The sequence below is a fragment of the Bacillus sp. NH11B genome (assembly GCF_001884205.1).
GTDB classification, from domain to species: Bacteria; Bacillota; Bacilli; order Bacillales; family Bacillaceae_G; genus Bacillus_A; species Bacillus_A proteolyticus.
In genome coordinates this window covers 15,518-36,608 of record NZ_MAOG01000119.1, presented here as the reverse complement: position 1 = coordinate 36,608, position 21,091 = coordinate 15,518, and the positions used below count along the sequence as shown (strand labels likewise).

The window sequence follows — 21,091 nt, the reverse complement described above, 5'->3', positions numbered from 1 at the left end:
GGATACCTTCTAGTAGCTCTTACATAGAAAAAGCGCCGTCACTTGTGATGGCGCTTTTTTGTGCTATTGTTTCGTACTAGCCAAATACATGAGCATGTGGAATTTTTCGTCTCTTACATGATAATCGAAATAAGGTCCTGGATCTGTACAGTAACCAATATTTTCATTTTGCATGATTTGAAATCCGTTAACTGATAGATTTTCTTCTAAGTATTTTGGATGTAAAATATGCTCATGGGAATTTGGATATAAGGCTGAAATATTTTTCAAGGATTTGGCCGAGCTATCATAATACGAGTATCCACCGACAATTGTTGAACTGCTATGTAAATAGTTTTTTAGAACGTGACTTGGGAACTCTGAGTTGAGCAGTGAAAAATCAGTTATTGTAAAACTATCCACAAAAACATCGATGCTAAGCGGTTTTAATGGCAGATTTAAATCGGAATTCAAAATATAAAGGACGCGTGGCTTCGGATTCATACGCTCAATTCTATTTCTAACCTTCTTGAGCATTGCGAGCGAATAGCCACTGAATACATAGGATGCGCTCGTTTCAAGAGTATCAATATATTTTGGTAGTGATACAAAAGCGTCAATGTTTGTTTCCACAATTAATTTGTTTGTCAAATCTATATTTTGTAGAACTTTTTGAAATTGAAAATTACTTTTTTCAAATAAGTTAATCATTTTGGGATTGATTTCTTTAATCGTTTCTTTATCGTAAAAATATGATGGATAAGGAGACGTTTCGTACAAGTTTGCGGTAATGATAATACCGTCCTCTATAGCTGCCTCGTATCCACAAGTGCAAGTTAAATTCCCCGTGTGAATGTAGACTTTTTTTATCGTTACATCTTCCATTTCAAGTGGAATGCGGCACTTTGGGCAATAGAGCAGATTTACAAAGTCAAGCGGAATCCCTGTAACATTCTCTTCTTTAGGTGAAGGTGAGCTAGTTTGAACCGCTTTTTCAATCAAATGAATCGCTTTTGATATGTCTTCTTTTTTATTGTTCAGCTCGTTCTTTTTATCAGTGAGTAAGTTGTTGTAGTAGTCGATATCCTCATGGTCCGAGAAGTTTGTGACACGTCGATATGATAAAATTCGTTGGATTTCTATCAATGAAAAATGAAATTTTTTTAGCTCAGTAATAAAAGTCATGTCGTCGAAACACAATTGGTTCATTTGATACTGGGTGTTTTTTTTATCTGGTATTAATAATCCTAGTTCAATGTAATAACGAACTGTATCGGTTGTAACGTGAAAAAGCTTCGCAAATGTACCAATCTTCATAGATGTACCCCCTGATGAAAAAAGTGGAGTTACTCCACTTTTTTCGCAAAATGAATTCAAAAAACTCTCAAATGGCTATTGACTTGGAGGGAACTCCAAGTCATATTATTAACTCAATAAGTGTGAATATTTTGAATATTTTTGACTGTATTGTAACACACATGTCACGAAAGGAGAAGGATTAGCTATGGATAAGATGGATCGAATGGATACTCTCTCATTGTGGACAGCGACTGCAAACAGATATGACAAAGGAAAACCTCTTGAAGGAAATAAAGAGGCGGATGTTGTCATTATTGGCGCAGGCTTCACAGGTCTTTCTTCTGCATATCATTTGCAAAAGTTAGGGAAGAGTGTCATTGTCCTTGAGCAGGAAACAATTGGGTATGGCGCAAGTGGTCGTAACGGTGGGATGGTATTGCCGGGCTATAAGCCAACGATGCAGGAGCTTGCTAAGAAGTATGGTGCTAAAGAGGCGAGACAACTTAACGATCTTTCGCTGCTTAGTGTTGAACTAGTTAAAAACATCATCGATGAGCATCAAATCCACTGTAACTTTAGAAAGACAGGTCATATTGTGGCGGCTTACAAAGCCAAGCATTTTGAAGGATTGAAACTTGAAAGTGAATACTTAAACAAAAATTTTGGATATGAATGTAGCGTGCTTAATCGAAGTCAGTTGCATCAAGAAATTGATTCCCCGCAATATTATGGTTGCTTAGTCGACGACTCGAGCTACTCGTTCCAACCACTGAACTATGCAATTGGTTTGGGAGAAGCAGCTAAATCGATAGGTGCAAAAATCTTTGGGCATTCGAAAGCACTATCTATTGAATATGGCCGGAATAGTGTGAAAGTTGTTACAGAAAAAGGTGCTGTTACAGCGAAAGACATTATTGTTGCTACAGATGGTTACTCCGGGAAAATTATGGCTGAATTGAATAAAGGCGTACTGCCAATTTCAGCACGTATTATTGCTACTGAACAGCTTCCAGAAACACTTTTGAATACCGTCATTCCTAATGATCGCATGGTTTTTGATACAAGCAGTTTCCTTTACTATTTCAGGCGCACACCAGATAATCGAATCGTATTTGGCGGTGGCGATATTCGTCCAAACTTAGGCGATGCTGTTTATCAAAGTGTTTACGATGCCATGGTTAAAATAATGCCAAAACTAGAAGGAAGCAAGATTGATTACAGGTGGGGTGGATTTATCGGTGTGACAATTGATACGTTCCCGGTTATCGGTAGATCCAAAGAAGGCGCATATTTCGCAACGGGTTATACGGGCCATGGCGCGTCTCTCTCGACATTGTTTGGTAAGTTATTGGCACAATGGATTGTTACAGGGAGTGCAGGTGGATATCGATTTGAAAAGGAACGACTCAAATCATTCCCATTCTATAATCAGAAAACGATGTTGGTCAATATAGCGCATATTGGTTTCAAACTAGTTGATATTATTGCGTAAAGGAGAGAGCTATATGGAAATTAACATGTTCATTGACGGGAAATGGGTAGAAGCATTATCCGGTGATAGACGAAACATTATTAACCCTGCAACCGGAGAGGTTATGGCAACTTCTGCTCATGGATCGGCGGGTGATGCGAAGATAGCAATCAAGGTGGCTCGTAAAGCGTTTGACAGCGGAATTTGGTCAGATTTATCGGCTGATGAAAGAGCTGATTATCTATATAAGATTGCAGACCGTCTTGAAGAGAAGACAGCTGAAATTGCACGTTTGGAAACGGAAAATAACGGTAAAGTTATTCGAGCAACGACCTTTGTGGATATTCCGGTATCGATTCAATGCTTCCGTTATTATGCTGACTTGATTAAAGGTATGAAAAAGGAATCTTACACTCGCGAGGATTCTTCGGAAACAGTGATTATTCATGAACCAATTGGTGTTTGTGGACTGATTGTACCTTGGAACTTCCCACTTATGCTAGCTGTTTGGCAAATTGCTCCTGCACTTGCCGCAGGAAATACAATTGTAATTAAGCCTGCCGACGTCACTCCTGTAAGCGTATTCAAATTATTTGAAATCATCGAAGAGGTTGGACTTCCGGACGGAGTAGCAAATCTAGTATTAGGACCTGGCTCAAAGGTTGGAAATGAGCTTGCAGAGAGCCACGATGTTGACAAAGTTGCCTTTACTGGTGGAACAAAAACAGGTCAAAGTATTATGCGCGCAGCTGCGGGTAATATGAAAAAAATCACACTTGAACTTGGTGGTAAATCTCCACTTATTGTGTTCGACGATGTGGGTTTTGAAACTGCAGTTGATAATGCGATGTTTGGTATTTTCCACAACGCTGGGCAAGTTTGTTCAGCTGCATCCCGCTTGCTTGTACAAGAGACCATTTACGATAAGTTTGTTGAACGGTTGGCCGAGCGTGCGAACAAAATTGTAGTTGGAAATGGGGAAAGCGAGACCATTGAAATGGGGCCCCTAACAAACGAGACTCATATGAATGAAGTTTTACAGTATATCAATAGCGGAGTCGAAGAAGGTGCAAGATTAGTTTGTGGTGGTAATCGCTTAATAGAAAATGGGCTTGATCGAGGATTTTTCATTGCACCAACAATCTTTGCTGATGTAAATGCAGATATGCGTATTGTTAAGGAAGAGATTTTTGGACCAGTCCTTGTTGTACAGAAATTTAAAGATGAGGAAGATGCGATCCAAAAAGCGAATGATTCCATTTATGGATTAGCCGGTGCTGTATTTACTGAAGATATGGACCGAGCAAAACGTGTTATTAGTAAATTGCGTGCGGGAATTACTTGGATTAATAGTTATCATCTTGCTTATGTTGAAGGTCCTTGGGGCGGATATAAGCAAAGTGGAATCGGTAGGGCTTTAGGTGTTGCCGGACTGGAGCACTTTATGGAAACGAAGCAAATCAATATCCACCAGCATGCCAAGCCTGTAGGTTGGTATGTGAATTAATTGAGCTTAACTTGCTATATAAATTATTTGTAAGGGGATATGCTCATGAAAATAGTGGACAACGGTCCGTCATCGAAATTAGAGAAGCCGGAAGGAATGAATAAGCCGATAGATGATTCAGTGCTTGGAACCAAAAGTATTCCGTTACTATATTTACGGTTTGCTTTGGCAGGGATTATGGCCAATGTAATTCTAGGAGTTGTATCGGTTATCGATGGCTATTTCGTCAGTGGCTTTCAGGAGCTGGAAATCGAAGGGATAGGAATTGGATTTACTGTCATGGTTATTACCCGTATGATCGGTGTTCTTTTGGGTGTGGGAGCCGGAGCAGTCATTTCACTTCGACTGGGAAAAGGAAAGCTAGAAGAAGCTAGAAGTATTATGGGACAAACTTTATGGTTTACTCTTTTCCTTTCTTCTTTGTTAGCTATACTTGGATTGGCTTTTGAAACTGACATTATGATTCTATTTGGAGCAAGTGATGAAGCGCTTCCGTATGCGGTGCAATATAGCCGACTGCTATGGATTTCATTGCCATTAACGATATTGGCCGTTGTATTAAGTATTTTGACTAATATTGATGAAAAACCTGGATTATCAATGAACAGTTGGTTAGTCGCAGCAGTTGTTGCTGGGTTTACAGAATGGATTATGGTAACGAAGTATGACATGGGGATGATGGGTTCTTCATGGGCCAATACGATTTCGCAATCGATCCCTGTTCTCCTAATCTTTTATTTCTGGTTTGGTAAAACAAAACTTAAGCCGAAAATGAAAGATATGATGATTAATTTCAAGACGATTGGTGAAGTAGCTTGGACGGGATTTGCATCTTTCTCGAGTCAGTTTATGATGTTTTTTGCCATTATTATCTTCAACAACTTACTACAAAGCTACGGTGGTGGGCTGCACGTTGCCGCTTTTACGATTCAAAACGGTTATATTACAAATTTGCTCGCCTTAGCAGCGCTCGGTGGGATGACAGGACTTCAACCAATTATTAGTTATAATTACGGTGCGGGAAATCTTGATCGTGTTAAGCAAGCAATTAAGATGGGGCTCATTTTTACAGTTTCCTTCTTTGTTATTGTGACAGCCATACTAATCATTTTTGCAGATCCAATTGTGTCATTTTTCTCCGGTGGTAATCCTGAATTGCAGAAACTGGGCATTTGGACGACAGTTGTATTCAATTCTTTATTTATGCTTAATGCAGTCAGTTTACTTATCTCCGGTTATTTCGAATCACAAGAGAGAAATTGGATCGCAACGTTTATTAGTGTTAGCAAAATGTTTTTGTTCTTGTTCCCATTTCTATTTATTTTCCCGAAATTCTGGGGTGTGGAAGGTGTATGGTATGCAGGTCCTGCTGCAGAAATTCCAGGTATTCTCATTGCTATATACTTTATGAGAAAAGAGTTTAAACGTTTAAAAGCTACCAATATTAATACAGATACCAATGTTAAAACAGTAGATTTATAGGAACGTATTCCATCAAAATTACCAATAAGAGAGAGGGATATCATCATGTTTTTTGCGAAAAAAATTACAGCAGAAGAAGCAGAGAAACTAGGTGCTAACACATGGGAACCATGGGTAGGTGAACCGAATAAAGGAATGTGGCATGTAGAAGAACAGGAAGTTTTCTATGTGACAGATGGTGAAGTGTTTATTACTGTTGATGGAAAAAAGTATCATGTTACAAAGGACTGGATTGTTTCCTTGGCTAAGGACCTTGTTTGTGAATGGGATTGCCCCGTATTTTTGAAAAAGAATTATAAGATGAACCATGAGATTGATCTGAAATAATGTGAACTGGGAGTGGACAAATGCTAAGCAGATGACTGCTCCTGCGTATTCAATGGACAAGATTAGTAATGTTGGAGATATGTAAATCAGTTTATATATAATCAAATGAATGCGCTTTCTTTCGAGCGGTGTAATACAAAGGACGGTTATCTTAAAATAGGAGGTTTCACCATGGTAGTAACGGAAAATGTACAAATGTTGAAAAATTATATTGGCGGACAATGGATAGAATCCACAGGTAAACAAGTTGAAGATGTACCAAATCCAGCAACAGGCGAGATTATTGCTCGTGTGCCACTTTCGACTAAAGAAGATTTAGATAGAGCTGTAGCAACTGCGAAAGAAGCATTCAAAACTTGGAGAAGGGTCGCTGTACCTCGGCGTGCTCGGATTCTATTTCGTTATCAACAGTTATTGATTGAAAACTGGGAAGAGTTAGCAAAACTCGTTACCTTGGAAAACGGAAAAAGTTATAAAGAAGCTTACGGTGAAGTACAGCGAGGGATTGAATGTGTTGAATTTGCCGCAGGTGCACCTACTTTAATGATGGGAGAGCAACTTCCTGATATTGCGACTGGTGTTGAATCAGGGATGTATCGTTACCCGATCGGAGTAATCGCAGGAATAACGCCATTTAACTTTCCGATGATGGTGCCATGCTGGATGTTCCCACTCGCGATTGCATGCGGAAATACGTTTGTATTAAAACCATCTGAAAGAACACCATTGCTGGCTAATCGCATAGCTGAACTATTTAAAGAAGCAGGTCTTCCAGATGGCGTGCTAAATATTGTGCATGGTGCACATGATGTCGTGAATGGCATACTTGACAATGAGGATGTGAAGGCTGTATCTTTCGTTGGTTCTCAACCTGTGGCTGAGTACATATATAAAACAGCAGCAGCTAACGGTAAACGTGTACAAGCTCTTGCGGGTGCAAAAAATCATTCGATCGTATTAAAAGATGCGGACCTTAGTTCTGCAGTGAAAGAAATTACAAGTGCTGCCTTCGGTTCAGCTGGTGAAAGGTGCATGGCGGCGGCTGTTGTTGTTGTGGAAGAAGACGTTGCAGATGAACTTGTTAATAGACTCCTTCAAGAGGCGAATGCTATTACGATTGGTAATGGACTGGAAGAAGGTGTGTTCCTTGGTCCCGTTATTCGTGACGGACATAAAGAGCGTACACTCGGATACATTCAATCTGGTATAGAGCAGGGAGCGACACTTATCCGTGACGGACGTGAAGATGATGCAGCAAACGGTAACGGTTATTTTGTTGGCCCAACAATTTTTGACAATGTGACACAGGAAATGAAAATCTGGCAAGATGAAATCTTCGCACCGGTTCTTTCTATTGTACGTGTAAAAGACTTGATGGAAGCGATTCATGTTGCTAATGCATCACCGTTCGCAAATGGTGCATGCCTGTACACCGATAGCGCGAAAGCTATTCGTGAATTCCGTGAAGAAATTGATGCAGGTATGCTTGGGGTCAATCTTGGGGTTCCTGCTCCAATGGCATTCTTCCCATTCTCAGGTTATAAGAAATCCTTCTATGGTGATCTCCATGCAAATGGAAAAGATGGCGTAGAATTCTATACTCGCAAGAAAATGCTCACGGCTCGTTATTGAAAGAGTGATATGAAAATATAAAAGAATGGAGTTGGTGATTGTGCAAGCGACAGAACAAACAAAAAGTTTGAAACAAGCAGATGAAAAGTACCTTTGGCATGCAATGAAAGGAGCATCCCCTAATCCAACGAATTTAATTATTACAAAAGCAGAAGGAGCATGGGTGACGGATATTGATGGAAACCGTTATTTAGATGGCATGTCCGGTCTTTGGTGCGTGAATGTTGGCTATGGCCGAAAAGAGCTTGCAAGAGCGGCTTTTGAACAACTGGAAGAAATGCCATATTTCCCTCTGACACAAAGTCATGTTCCTGCTATTAAATTAGCAGAGAAATTGAATGAATGGCTTGAGGATGAATATGTCATTTTCTTTTCTAACAGTGGATCGGAAGCAAATGAAACGGCGTTTAAAATTGCTCGTCAATATCATCAACAAAAAGGTGATCATGGACGTTATAAGTTTATTTCACGCTATCGCGCTTATCACGGTAACTCAATGGGGGCTCTTGCAGCAACAGGTCAAGCGCAGCGAAAGTATAAATATGAACCACTTGGGCAAGGGTTCTTGCATGTAGCACCACCTGATACGTATCGTAATCCAGATGATGTTCGTACACTGGCAAGTGCTGATGAAATCGATCGTGTTATGACATGGGAGTTAAGTCAAACAGTAGCCGGCGTGATTATGGAGCCGATTATTACTGGGGGCGGCATTTTGATGCCTCCTGATGGATATATGGAAAAAGTAAAAGAAATTTGCGAGAAGCACGGTGCGTTGCTTATTTGTGATGAAGTTATATGTGGATTTGGCCGGATTGGGAAGCCATTTGGATTTATGAATTATGGCGTTAAACCAGATATCATTACAATGGCAAAAGGTATTACAAGTGCGTATCTTCCTTTGTCAGCAACAGCAGTCAGACGAGAGATTTATGAGGCATACGTAGGCAGTGAAGATTATGATCGCTTCCGCCATGTGAATACGTTCGGAGGAAATCCAGCTGCTTGCGCCTTGGCTTTGAAGAATTTAGAAATTATGGAGAATGAGAAACTCATTGAACGTTCCAAAGAATTGGGTGAACGACTGTTATATGAATTAGAAGATGTAAAAGAACATCCAAACGTAGGAGATGTTCGCGGAAAAGGACTTCTTTTAGGTATTGAACTAGTGGAAGATAAGCAAACAAAAGAACCTGCTACTATTGAAAAGATGAACAAAGTTATCAATGCTTGTAAAGAAAAAGGGCTAATTATTGGTAAAAATGGTGACACTGTTGCAGGTTACAATAATATTTTGCAGCTTGCTCCTCCATTAAGCATTACAGAGGAAGACTTTACTTTTATCGTTAAAACAATAAAAGAATGTTTAGCTCAACTTTAATTAGTTATTGATAAATTTTGCTGGAAAGTGGAACAGCATCTCCAGAGATATATCTTTAAATATGGAACGAATCACTCTAAAAGAGTAATTCCGAAAGGGCTGAGTTTATGAAAGCTGATGTTGTATTGATAAATGGAGAAGTTATTACAGTAGACAAAAAGAATACAGTGGCCGAGGCTGTAGCAATAAAAGATAATCGTATCGTAGTTGTTGGTTCACATCAGGAGGTTAAGAGTTTTATAGGAGAAAAAACGGATGTAATTGACCTGCAAGGAAAAACGCTTCTTCCTGGATTCATTGATTCCCATCTTCATCTCATTTCTTATGGGCAAAATCAGTTGGCTGTCAGTTGTAAAGCTGAACATATTGATTCTATCGAGGCTTTGTTAGATGATCTGAAAAAGAAGGCCTTAGAAACGCCAAAAGGTGAATGGATACGTGCTTGGGGCTTTAATGAAACCGCTGTGAAGGAAAAGCGTTATCCGACAATTACTGAGCTGGATGAAATTTCAGTTGAACATCCTATTATGATAACTCGTACTTGCCACCATATAAGCGTAGTGAACAGCAAAGCATTAGAAATTGCGCGAATTAACGAGAACACACCGAACACGAGTGGGGGAGTTATTGAAAAGGATCAGGCAGGAAAGCTTACAGGAAAGTTAATTGAAGCAGCAAATATGAGTATGAGCGAGGTTGCCAGTTATAAAGAAAGTGAAATGATGAAGGCAGTAAAAATTGCATCAGATCATTTCGTTGCAGCTGGCATAACGAGTATACATGACGCAGGTGGAGATGGACCTGAGAGTTTTCGTTTACTACAACAAGCTGTGAAGAGTAGGGATATTCGTGTCAGAATATATGCAATGATATGTCAAATAAATAACTCCCATGAATTTGTTAATAAAATGGTCGAAGCTGGTGTGGTAACTGGTACCGGAGATGAGAGATTTAAAGTTGGACCAGCTAAATTGTTTACAGATGGAAGTAGCACGGGTCCTACAATTGCAACCCGCAAGTCATATTCTAGTGACTCTAACAATTATGGTATTCTTTATTATAGTGAGGAAGAAATCTATCAAGTTTTAGGTGAAGCACATAAAAAAGGCTATCAAATCACTGTACATGCACAAGGTGATAAAGCTATTGAAATGTATTTAAATTGTGTAGAAAGAGCGCTAGAGGAATCGCCAAGAAAAAATCACCGTCATCGGATTGAGCACGCGGGAATTTCTTCACCAGATTTACAAGAGAGAATGAAAAACCTCGAGATAGTTCCAATTCCGAATCCTCCATTTCCATATGAATTTGGAGAGATATATGCACGGCACTATGGTGAGCGTGTTAACCGCATGTACGCTGCTCGTGATTTTATTGATCGTGGCATCATTGCAGCAGGTAGTTCGGACGCTCCAGTTACTGACTATAATCCTTTATTAGGAATTCATGTTGCTGTTAATAGAAAAAGTAAGTCTGGGATGGAGATTGGTGCGAATCAATCTATAAGCGTAATGGAAGCTATTAAACTATACACATGGAATGGCGCGTATGCGAGTTTTGAAGAAGAGATAAAAGGAAGTATAGAGGTCGGTAAGTTAGCGGATTTAGTTATATTAAATGAAAGCATTTTAAGTGTCAATCCAAACCAAATTAAAGATTTAAAAGTAGAAACAACAATTATTGATGGAGAAATTATCTATCAAGAAAAACAATCAGTGAAAATGTAACGAAATGCCCCCCGATTGTTAGATTGGGGGGCATTTCGTTGCTTAGTTGAACTTTTTAATCTTGTCTAATCATTAAGGTACGAATGCAAGGAGTATTTTCCATCTGCATATTTTCCTTCTAAGGCAATGTATTAAGTTATTATCTTTTTTAAAACGCCTTAATTTTCTGAGAGAATAAAGTGAAACTTTAATCAGTGGGGTTTTGTTCATCCCTCACCAATCGGGCTTCCCGTTAATGCGGGATAAAAAGGATATTCGTCTACTAACAAATATTCAGATCATGAACACTAGAAAACAAATGCAACCTATCATATAATTGAAAGACTATATTGTAAAATCAATGTTAATATTACCCTCCTATAAGTATTAACATGCGTAATTGAGGTGTTTTCTTTGTTGTTTTATGATCGAATTTCTATAATGGCCCCTCCTGTTCCGTAGCTAAGAAAGTCTATTCATTTCTGAGATTTTCAAAGTTATAGGAGGGTATGAAAAATGAAAAAAGTCTCAGTACCATCACTTTGGTTAATGATTATTCTTGTGGCATTTCCGCAAATTAGTGAAACAATTTACACACCGTCTTTACCAGACATTTCAAAGGCGTTACATGTAAGTAATAATGAGGTGCAGTTAACGCTTAGTGTTTATTTTGCTGGATTTGCTTTAGGCGTATTTTTTATTGGATGGTTATCAGATATAATTGGTCGTCGCCGGGCAATGTTATTTGGAATTGTCGTATATGGCGCTGGGAGTTTCTTATGCTTTATTGCAAGTTCCATTGAATTTTTATTGCTAAGTCGTTTTATTCAAGCGTTTGGGGCAAGTGCAGGATCAGTTGTTACACAAACGATTCTTCGTGAAAGTGTAGATGGGCATAAACGCCATGTTATGTTTGCTCAAATTTCGGCAGTCATTGCTTTTACACCAGCGATAGGACCGTTAATTGGTGGCTTTCTTGATCAAATGTTTGGGTTTAAAATAGTATTTTTAAGTTTAGTAGTTATGAGCGTCGGAATTTTGCTGTATACGTTTGTTTCTCTTCCAGAAACAAAAACGGACTCAGTGACGAATCAAATAAATGTGTTTTCTGTTTTAAAACGGTTGATTACAAATCCGAAAGTAGTAACATACGGTCTATTAATTGGAGGAGCGAATGGTGTTTTATTTAGCTATTATGCAGAAGCGCCGTTTATCTTTATTGAATACTTTCAGTTATCGCCTAGTATGTATGGATTTTTAGGAATCGTTGTCGCTTCTGCTTCAATTATTGGGGCGAAAGTTTCAAAACGTTTACTGGCTACTTATAAACCAGAGAAAATTATATATATCGGTTGTCTTGTAATGACAGGGGGAGCTATCCTTTTAACTGTTATTACTTCAGTTGGATCAAATCCAAACATAATATATATGATTGGATTTTTAGTATCGATGTTTATATTGCTATTAGGAATTGGGATAGCGTTACCGAACTGTTTAAGTTTAGCATTAGTAGATTTTCAAGATGTCATTGGTACAGCAGGTGCATTGTTTAGCTTAGGCTACTATGTAATTGTAACGGTGACAATTTGGGGAATGAGTCAGCTTCATACAGGTTCGTTGATGGTGATGCCACTTTATTTTCTGACTATTGTAGTTATCATGGTGGTGTTTACTAAAGTATTTATTTTTGGTAAACAAACTTCAAAAACGATTTAAATATGAAATGGTAAAAGAGTCTCATTTTTTAATGAGACTCTTTTATATTTTATGAAAAAATATAGGTATGAATATGTAATTAATGTTAAAATATAACAAAGTTGTATAGTTATAGTTTTTGGGAGGGTTAAATATGTTAATGAATCTAGTATGTACTTTACTAATCATTTCCGGATTTACTATATTTGTAAGAAAAACTTTCATTGTCAACCACTATCTTTGTAATTTAATGGCATTCTTTTGTGCTTATATGACAACATCTTCTTATATGTTAAATCAACTTTCATTAGTGAAAACAATAGTTGTGCTAGTTTTGTTGTTTATAACTTTAGTTCTCGTATACTCACATTTCGATATTAGAGGGCTAGCTTTTAACGATTATACAGTGTTTAATTTACCTTCTAGCCGAGTGAATATATTAGTGAAAGAAGGGCTTACTGAAGCAAATATAGAATTTACTTTGGATAAAAATAATATATATTTATCAGGATCTCCTGTTAAAATTCGAATATTAAATAGGCCATTACATACAACTAATATTTTATTTAAAAAATGTCCAGATGATATGAAGGGGAAAATTAAAGATATTATTGAGGAAAAGATAAAAGCTGAAGAGAAGAGTTTTCCGCTTTCGGGTGTATTGTTGATTGCTTTAGGAGGACTAATATTTTTCATAAAATAGTAGTATTATGAAATGTTTTTTGCGATAAGGTCCGAATTCTCAATTAGAATGAGGTGGAATGCATGCGAAACTTAGTAAATAAACTAAATGTTAAAGCAACTAGACAAGAAGATTTACAACAAATTTTAAAACTATGTACAATTTATGATCAAGCCATTTACGGTGAAGTTGATACAACGGTAGAGGATATTAATAACTCATGGAAAGGTATTGATGTTAGTAAAAGCTCTTATGTTGTTATGAATGAAGAAGAAATAATCGCTTATGGAATTTTGACAGGGAATGAAGGGCAGTTTCCATCTGCCGTATTTGTAAACCCTGCTTATATAAATCAAGGAATTGAACATGTAATATGGTCAAAGCTTGAAGAGCGTGCTACGGGGCTTGTAAGTAATTCCTCTTGCTTGAATGGTACGATTGTAACACAAGCAAATAATTTCTATGAGGAAAAAGCATTAGAAGAAGATGGATTTATCCCAACTCGTATATGGTGGGGGATGGGGATTGAATTAAAGAGAAATGTTCCATCGCCACTATGGCCAAAGGATGTTATAGTGCGACATTACATACCAGGTTTAGATGATGAAAGATTACATCAAGCTTTTAATGAAGCATTTGCAGACCACTGGAATTCGCATCCTTCTACGTTAGTAGAGTTTTTGCAGCGTACTGAAAGAGCTGGGTTTCATCCTACGTTATGGTCACTAGCAATGGTTGAAGATGAAGTAGTGGGATTTATTTTTAGTAAAAAGGGTACTGATAATAAAGCTGAAATTACTCACTTAGGTGTAAGAAGTTCTAAGCGGAAACAAGGATTAGGATTGGCGTTATTACACCATGCATTCGGGCAATTGTATGAAGAGGGGATTTCGAAAGTGAATCTAAATGTAGATTCTGAGAATATTACAGGTGCACCTCGCGTATACGAAGCAGCTGGAATGGAAGTAAAGAGTAAATTCGTTCGCTTTGATAAGGAAGTCTGTGCGAAGGATGTATATGGTATGTAATTTTACTAATATATTATATTTCCAGGTGAGATGGAAATGTAATTCATTTAAATGATGGACAATGACGTTATCAACTATAAATATTGAAGTACATGCTGTATAAAACCGAGGAAGATATGATCTCCTCGGTTATTTATATTGTAATAACATTTAAACTAGAATCATATTGAATAGATGTATTTTATTTCTAATTAAGTTAAAAATTAAACGTAATCATGCATATTAATTTATTGAAAAAATAATTGAATTTTTCAGATAAATGAATTAATATGAAATAAGTAATTTTAAGATTTATAGAATATTGGAAGATGAAAGGTTTTGAGAATTTTGTTAGGGGCAAAAAACGATTTTAGGATAGCTTTAAAGCTAGTGTAAAATGACGTTTGCTTCATCATTTTCAGGGCCGAAAGGAATTAGGGGAAAGCATCTTGTTTTAAAATGCGGCTATGAATCATCTAAGAGGGGGAAGTGAAGTGGCAAACAAAGAATTGAAAAGAGGTTTAGAAGCACGTCATATTCAAATGATTGCTTTAGGCGGAACAATTGGTGTTGGTTTGTTTATGGGATCAGCCAGCACGATTAAATGGACAGGTCCGTCAGTAATGCTTGCTTATGCAATTGCAGGTATTTTTATCTTCTTCATCATGCGTGCCATGGGAGAAATGTTGTACATGGAGCCGAGTACAGGTTCATTTGCGACGTTCGGTCATAAGTATATTCACCCGTTAGCTGGTTATATGACAGCGTGGAGTAACTGGTTCCAGTGGGTTATCGTTGGGATGTCAGAGATTATCGCAGTTGGGGCGTATATGAAGTATTGGTTCCCAGATTTACCAGCCTGGATACCGGGTGTTATCGCAATGGTTATTCTTGGTGCAGCTAACTTAATTTCTGTTAAATCATTTGGTGAATTTGAATTTTGGTTTGCGATGATTAAAATCGTTACGATTTTATTAATGATTATTGCTGGATTTGGTCTTATTTTCTTCGGAATTGGTAACGGCGGAGAAGCGATTGGTATATCAAACCTTTGGGCAAATGGCGGTTTCTTTACAGGTGGTTTTTCAGGATTCTTCTTTGCATTATCACTTGTAGTTGGAGCGTATCAAGGTGTGGAATTAATCGGGATTACTGCTGGTGAAGCGAAAGATCCGAAGAAGACACTTACAAGAGCAATTCAAAGTACAATTTGGCGTATTTTAATTTTCTATATCGGTGCTATTTTCGTTATTGTAACTGTTTACCCTTGGGATCAATTAAGTACAATTGGTAGCCCGTTCGTAGCGACTTTCGCAAAGGTTGGTATTACGGCAGCTGCTGGACTTATTAACTTCGTTGTTATTACAGCAGCAATGTCTGGTTGTAATAGTGGTATTTATAGTGCTGGACGTATGCTGTATACGTTAGGTGTGAATGGACAAGCACCGAAATACTTTACGAAGATTTCGAATAACGGTGTACCTTTATTCGGTACAGTTGGTGTAATTATCGGTTTAGCGGTTGGTGTTGTATTAAGTTATATCGCACCGAAAAACTTATTCGTATATGTATATAGCGCGAGTGTACTTCCTGGTATGGTACCATGGTTCGTCATTTTAATTAGTCAAATTAATTTTAGAAAAGAAAAAGGAGCAGCGATGAAAGATCATCCATTCAAAATGCCATTTGCTCCTGTTACAAACTATTTGACGATTGCCTTTTTAATTATGGTATTAATCGGAATGTGGTTTAACGATGATACTCGTATTTCACTAATTGTAGGTATTGTTTTCTTAGCTATCGTAACAATTAGTTTCTATGCTTTCGGAATAGGGAAGCGTGCTCCGCTAGATGTTCAAAATGATCAAGAGATTTCAAGTAAATAAAAGTAAAAAAGTCCGATTTCATATTTAGAAATCGGACTTTTTTATTAAAACTTTTCTAATACAATTTTCCCAATTGTACGTCCACTCTCAAGCAATGCATGTGCTTTTCTAAGATTTTCTGCATGTATCGGTGTTAACGTATCGTTTAAAGTTGTATGAAGGATACCTTCATCTAATAATTCGCTCACTTTGTTTAATAGTTCGTGCTGCGTAATCATATCGCCAGTTTCATACATCGCTTTTGTAAACATAAATTCCCAAACTAGTGTAGCGCTTTTACTTTTTAAAATGCCCATCTCAAGAGGGTGCTCATTTTCTACGATAGAGCAAATTTTTCCTTGTGGTTTAATGAGGTCACATATTGCTTGCCAATGTTGATCTGTATTGTTTAAGCAGAAGATGTAATCGACATCTTTTAGCCCAAGTTCTACTATTTGCTCTTTTAAAGGTTTGTGATGGTTGATTGTATGATTAGCCCCAAACTTTTTCACCCAGTCTATCGTTTCTCCGCGTGAAGCAGTTGCGATTACATTTAGTCCAGCCCATTTCGCAAGCTGAATTGCGATGGAACCTACACCACCAGCTCCGCCGATGATTAAAATGTTTTTAAATGAGTTTTCACTTTTTTTAGAGTAATCAATACCTAAACGTTCAAATAAACCTTCCCACGCTGTGATGGCTGTTAAAGGAATTGCTGCAGATTCAGCATCACTTAACGTTTTTGGTTTTTTACCAACAATTCTTTCATCAACTAGATGGTATTCACTGTATGTACCTTGCCTTGTAATGCTTCCAGCGTAAAATACTTTATCGCCTTCTTTAAATAACGTACAACCTTCGCCCGTTTGCACGACAACACCACTAGCATCCCAGCCAAGTATTTTTGCTATATCTTCTTTTGTATCTTTCGGAGATCGAACTTTTGTATCAACTGGGTTAACGGAAATAGCGTTAATTTTTACAAGTATATCTCTTCCTGTGGCAACAGGTCTTTCAACTTCAATATCAATTAAACTGTTTTCTTCTTCAATAGGTAAGTATTCATGTAAACCAATTGCTTTCATTTCTATTCCCTCCATTAAAGTAAGAGTTTTTCTCTTTTATTATAGGGGGGAAAGATTGGTATGTAAAAAAGTATACTTTAATTATTTTTGTGAACTTGGAAATTATTTTAAATATTAAGTATATATGGTATGTTTTTGATAGAAAACATTGCGAGGTGAATAGCAAATGACAATGCAATTAAGAAGAAATGACTATTTTGTAGTAACGGCAATTATTATCATGTACCTTTTCATCGGTCGCTTATTTAATATTGATATATTAAAACTTATGACTATTCATGAAGATGGTTTCAGCGTTAGTTTCTTAGGGATTGCTATATGTTACATCTCGATTGTTTTAGCATGTTTTACTATTCGGAAATTGAAAAAATAGTAAGTAAAGATGGAATGATGGTCTAGAAGGATTTTATTTCTAGAAAGAAGAATTTTTACTATGTGTCTTATTCAAAATTAAATGTAAAGGTGGATACATAATGACGGTAAAGAAGCTTTATTTCGTACCAGCTGGTCGTTGTATGTTAGATCACTCTTCTGTTAATAGTACGCTCACACCGGGGAATTTATTAAACTTACCAGTATGGTGTTATTTATTGGAGACTGAAGAAGGACCTATTTTAGTAGATACAGGTATGCCAGAAAGTGCGGTTAATAATGAAGGACTTTTTAACGGCACATTTGTTGAGGGGCAGATTTTACCGAAAATGACTGAAGAAGATAGAATCGTAAATATTTTAAAGCGTGCAGGGTATGAGCCAGAAGACCTTCTGTATATTATTAGTTCTCACTTACATTTTGATCATGCAGGAGGAAATGGTGCTTTTACAAATACACCGATTATTGTGCAGCGGGCTGAATATGAGGCGGCACAACATAGTGAAGAATATATGAAAGAATGTATATTGCCGAATTTAAACTACAAAATCATTGAAGGGGATTATGGAGTCGTACCAGGTGTTCAATTATTGTATACACCAGGACATACTCCGGGGCATCAGTCACTATTCATTGAGACAGAGAACTCTGGCCCAGTGTTATTAACGATCGATGCATCGTATACGAAAGAAAATTTTGAAGATGAAGTGCCGTTCGCGGGGTTTGATCCGGAATTAGCTTTATCTTCAATTAAACGTTTAAAAGAAGTTGTTAGGAAAGAGAACCCAATTGTTTTCTTTGGACATGATATAGAGCAGGAAAAGAGCTGTAAAGTGTTCCCTGAATATATATAAAAGAGAAAGTCATGAGCTAATGTGCCCATGACTTTCTCTTTTATATAATCTTTTTAAATAAGCTATATACTTTTTTCGAATTGCCTTCATTTAATTGATAATAAGTAAGATCTAAGTCATCAGGATTGTTTTGATGGGCAATCATAATTTCACTACTGTTGTTATCTACTATCCAAATTAAATATTGTTTATAAGTCCCATCTTGGAAGGTAATCCACATGTTACAATCTACTAAATCTGAGCCTTCTTCATCTAATGTTAATTTCCCTTTTTTCGCGGTATCCATACTCGTAATGAACGTTTTTAATTCATCTGTTTTTGTGAGAAAGATATCCTTTTTCGTCTTAATTGACTCAACATGTATATCTTTTATTTCCTGTTTTCCTAAAAAAACAGGGGGTGCATCTGGGTCTCTTTGAGTTGAAATAATAGTAGCTTTCTTCTTTGGTTTACTTGCAGTATAGAAATCTTGAATAGATTTCCCAGAGTTTATAAACCATACGATTCCAGAAATAATCAATACGCTACCTAGCAGTAAAATGATTTTTTTAATAGGATATTCTCCTCTCTATTACTTTGTGTGAAGAGCGTTTCTATTAATATATGATAGGTAAGCGTAAAGTATTATAGTTGAACGTGTTTATTATGCACTGTTTTAATAGGGCGATCAACGAGTAAATTGTAAGTAAGCCCAATTAATACGAAAATCCCACCGACAACTTTTCCTATAGAGAGTTCGTTTGACAGGAAGAAATCAATGATAGTCCCCGCAAATAATTGTCCGATAAAGATGAGCAACGTTAAATAAAATGCCGATATTTTAGGAGTAATATAGTTTGATAATGAAATAACGATAACGCCTACTAATCCGCCTAAGTATACAGCGATAGGGATAGATTGCAACGTATGACTAGAAATATAAAATGAATCTGAACTGAAAATTAAAAATAACATAGAGAAAAATAATCCAGTAATATAATTGAAAAATGTACCTTCCCAGTTTCCAATTTTCTTTGCTAAATTCGCATTAATAATTCTAGCAACAACGATAGAAACTCCAACTAAAATAGCGATACAAATATATAACATTTTCTTGCCCCCATTAATAAATTGTCATGATAATAATTCCAGAAGAAATGAACATTAATCCGATTAGTTTTTTCTTTTCAAACTTTGCAACCTTCATTCCTAATAAACCGAAATGATCAATTATGATAGAAGTAATGGATTGACCGAGTAGACTTAATGCGATAGTAATAGAAGCGCCAAGAGCGGAGAAGCTTATATTGCTAAAAAGTACTGTGAATACTCCAATGGCTCCGGCGCTGTATAAATAAAGCGGAATTCCTCTCTCAAAACGAATTTTATTTTTGTTGATAATTAAAACGACAACAACTGCTACTAAACCGACAAGGTGAATGACAACACTCGCTGTATAATTACCGATTATTTCAGATAAAATCCCGTTCAATGGGAGCATAATGGCAATGAGCACACCAATAAAGACAGAAAGAAAGTTATACAATGTAATATCCCCTTTATATTTCATGTTTGTAATGACTGTATCACGCTGAAATTGTATATTGCTATGACATATGTCATAGTGAAAGAAGAAAATTTTAATTAAAATGGGGATGAGTTGTAAAGGTGGGGGAATATGAAGAAAGTATGTAATTCTAATAAATTAGCAGAGTATATGAAACAAAATAATATTGATTCATTTTTTAGTAATGATATGAAACCGTATATGGAACTTATATTTTTTAAAAAGAATGAGTTTATTTGTAGAGAAAATGAAGAGATAGATTATTTATATTTTTTTGTGGAAGGAAAAGCGAAAGCATTTAATACATTAAGTAACGGGAAATCTGTATTATTATGTTTTTATGATAATTTACAGTTACTGGGGGATGTAGAAGTAATTCACTCTCAAAAAACTGCTTCAAACGTACAAGTGATGGCAGACTCGTATTGTGTTGGCCTACCATTAGGAAAAGTGAGAAACCAATTATTTCATGATGCGAAATTTTTAAGATGTATTTGTGGTTCTTTAGCTCACAAATTAAATCGATTGTCAAAAAATAGTACAATTAATTTACTATACCCGCTTGAAAATAGACTTGCGAGTTACATGTTAGCAGCAGGGGAACGAGCGGTTCAGCACGGAAATAGAATTGTGTTTAGTGGGAATTTAACGGAAACAGCTGAATTGCTGGGAACGAGTTATCGACATTTATTACGAACATTAAATACCTTTTGTGATAAAAGGATAATACAGAAAAACAATGGATGCTTTGAAGTGATGGATGTGGATGTTTTGCGGGAATTGGCGGCGGATGTATATAAATAGGAGGAGATTACAAATGATTACACCTATATTTAGAATTTTTGATATTGAAAAAGCGCAGCAATTTTACTTGAATTTTTTAGAATTTAAACTGGATTGGGAACATCGGTATGAGGAACATATGCCATTATATATGCAAATTTCGTTACATAATGCTGTAATACATTTATCAGAACATCATGGAGATGCTTCGCCAGGTGGTGCGATTCGGATCAAAATAGATAATGTAGAGGATTATCATTCTATATTATTAAGTAAAGAATATGCTTACTCGAAGCCAAATATAGAAAAAACACCATGGGATACAATCGAATTAACTGTGATTGATCCGTTTTTAAATAGAATTATATTTTATGAGGAGAGGGTTTAGAAATTGAGATGTCATAAATAATTTATCAAA

General features: G+C 36.7%; 20 protein-coding genes. 15 read left to right on the top strand and 5 right to left on the bottom strand.

Going from position 1 to position 21,091, the window contains the following annotated elements; translation table 11 throughout:
- Positions 1-63: 63 nt before the first annotated feature.
- Positions 64-1,296: a MerR family transcriptional regulator gene (locus tag BAU27_RS22135; protein WP_071771950.1), complete on the bottom strand. Its 1,233-nt coding sequence runs from the start codon at positions 1,294-1,296 to the stop codon at positions 64-66.
- Between the two features lie 187 nt (positions 1,297-1,483).
- Here BAU27_RS22135 and BAU27_RS22130 point away from each other — a divergent pair, with 187 nt between their 5' ends.
- The 11 genes from BAU27_RS22130 to BAU27_RS22080 all read left to right on the top strand — a co-directional run bounded on the left by BAU27_RS22130 (position 1,484) and on the right by BAU27_RS22080 (position 16,054).
- Entirely contained in the window at positions 1,484-2,770 is a 1,287-nt protein-coding gene (locus BAU27_RS22130; RefSeq protein WP_071771949.1) for an NAD(P)/FAD-dependent oxidoreductase, read from the top strand.
- A gap of 13 nt (positions 2,771-2,783) precedes the next feature.
- Positions 2,784-4,256: an aldehyde dehydrogenase family protein gene (locus BAU27_RS22125; RefSeq protein ID WP_071771948.1), complete on the top strand. Its 1,473-nt coding sequence runs from the start codon at positions 2,784-2,786 to the stop codon at positions 4,254-4,256.
- 45 nt (positions 4,257-4,301) lie between these two features.
- Positions 4,302-5,738: an MATE family efflux transporter gene (locus BAU27_RS22120; protein ID WP_071747557.1), complete on the top strand. Its 1,437-nt coding sequence runs from the start codon at positions 4,302-4,304 to the stop codon at positions 5,736-5,738.
- A gap of 45 nt (positions 5,739-5,783) precedes the next feature.
- Positions 5,784-6,065: a cupin domain-containing protein gene (locus BAU27_RS22115; protein WP_071771947.1), complete on the top strand. Its 282-nt coding sequence runs from the start codon at positions 5,784-5,786 to the stop codon at positions 6,063-6,065.
- Between the two features lie 171 nt (positions 6,066-6,236).
- On the top strand, positions 6,237-7,697 hold the full coding sequence (locus BAU27_RS22110; RefSeq protein WP_071771946.1) for a CoA-acylating methylmalonate-semialdehyde dehydrogenase: 1,461 nt from the start codon (positions 6,237-6,239) through the stop codon (positions 7,695-7,697).
- 25 nt (positions 7,698-7,722) lie between these two features.
- A complete protein-coding gene (locus tag BAU27_RS22105; RefSeq protein WP_175546553.1) occupies positions 7,723-9,078 on the top strand; it encodes an aspartate aminotransferase family protein in 1,356 nt (451 codons plus the stop codon).
- Between the two features lie 107 nt (positions 9,079-9,185).
- Positions 9,186-10,805 (top strand): amidohydrolase, encoded by a 1,620-nt coding sequence (locus tag BAU27_RS22100; protein WP_071771944.1) that lies wholly within the window; start codon positions 9,186-9,188, stop codon positions 10,803-10,805.
- Positions 10,806-11,300: 495 nt separating this feature from the next.
- Entirely contained in the window at positions 11,301-12,500 is a 1,200-nt protein-coding gene (locus BAU27_RS22095) for a multidrug effflux MFS transporter (protein WP_071747552.1), read from the top strand.
- Between the two features lie 133 nt (positions 12,501-12,633).
- On the top strand, positions 12,634-13,182 hold the full coding sequence (locus BAU27_RS22090) for a hypothetical protein (protein ID WP_071771943.1): 549 nt from the start codon (positions 12,634-12,636) through the stop codon (positions 13,180-13,182).
- 62 nt (positions 13,183-13,244) lie between these two features.
- Positions 13,245-14,189: a GNAT family N-acetyltransferase gene (locus BAU27_RS22085; protein ID WP_071771942.1), complete on the top strand. Its 945-nt coding sequence runs from the start codon at positions 13,245-13,247 to the stop codon at positions 14,187-14,189.
- 473 nt (positions 14,190-14,662) lie between these two features.
- Entirely contained in the window at positions 14,663-16,054 is a 1,392-nt protein-coding gene (locus BAU27_RS22080; RefSeq protein WP_071747549.1) for an amino acid permease, read from the top strand.
- Positions 16,055-16,098: 44 nt separating this feature from the next.
- Here the strand turns inward: BAU27_RS22080 and BAU27_RS22075 are convergent, their stop codons facing one another.
- A complete protein-coding gene (locus tag BAU27_RS22075) occupies positions 16,099-17,118 on the bottom strand; it encodes a zinc-binding alcohol dehydrogenase family protein (RefSeq protein WP_071771941.1) in 1,020 nt (339 codons plus the stop codon).
- 166 nt (positions 17,119-17,284) lie between these two features.
- On the opposite strand from BAU27_RS22075, the gene BAU27_RS22070 reads away from it, so the two are divergent.
- Positions 17,285-17,491 (top strand): hypothetical protein, encoded by a 207-nt coding sequence (locus BAU27_RS22070; RefSeq protein WP_071771940.1) that lies wholly within the window; start codon positions 17,285-17,287, stop codon positions 17,489-17,491.
- A gap of 100 nt (positions 17,492-17,591) precedes the next feature.
- Positions 17,592-18,344: a quorum-quenching N-acyl homoserine lactonase AiiA gene (gene aiiA / locus BAU27_RS22065; protein ID WP_071771939.1), complete on the top strand. Its 753-nt coding sequence runs from the start codon at positions 17,592-17,594 to the stop codon at positions 18,342-18,344.
- A gap of 40 nt (positions 18,345-18,384) precedes the next feature.
- Here the strand turns inward: aiiA and BAU27_RS22060 are convergent, their stop codons facing one another.
- The 3 genes from BAU27_RS22060 to BAU27_RS22050 all read right to left on the bottom strand — a co-directional run bounded on the left by BAU27_RS22060 (position 18,385) and on the right by BAU27_RS22050 (position 19,893).
- The gene (locus BAU27_RS22060) at positions 18,385-18,879 is read right to left on the bottom strand and encodes a hypothetical protein (protein ID WP_175546554.1); all 495 of its coding nucleotides are present in this window, start codon (positions 18,877-18,879) and stop codon (positions 18,385-18,387) included.
- An 89-nt stretch (positions 18,880-18,968) separates the two neighbouring features.
- Positions 18,969-19,433, bottom strand: coding sequence for a DMT family transporter (locus tag BAU27_RS22055; protein ID WP_071771937.1), 465 nt, complete (start codon positions 19,431-19,433; stop codon positions 18,969-18,971).
- Between the two features lie 13 nt (positions 19,434-19,446).
- Entirely contained in the window at positions 19,447-19,893 is a 447-nt protein-coding gene (locus BAU27_RS22050; RefSeq protein ID WP_071771936.1) for a DMT family transporter, read from the bottom strand.
- Between the two features lie 108 nt (positions 19,894-20,001).
- On the opposite strand from BAU27_RS22050, the gene yeiL reads away from it, so the two are divergent.
- Together yeiL and BAU27_RS22040 are read left to right on the top strand one after the other, a co-directional pair.
- Entirely contained in the window at positions 20,002-20,694 is a 693-nt protein-coding gene (yeiL, locus tag BAU27_RS22045) for a transcriptional regulator YeiL (protein ID WP_071771935.1), read from the top strand.
- Positions 20,695-20,707: 13 nt separating this feature from the next.
- Positions 20,708-21,061 (top strand): glyoxalase superfamily protein, encoded by a 354-nt coding sequence (locus BAU27_RS22040; protein ID WP_071771934.1) that lies wholly within the window; start codon positions 20,708-20,710, stop codon positions 21,059-21,061.
- Positions 21,062-21,091 lie beyond the last annotated feature (30 nt).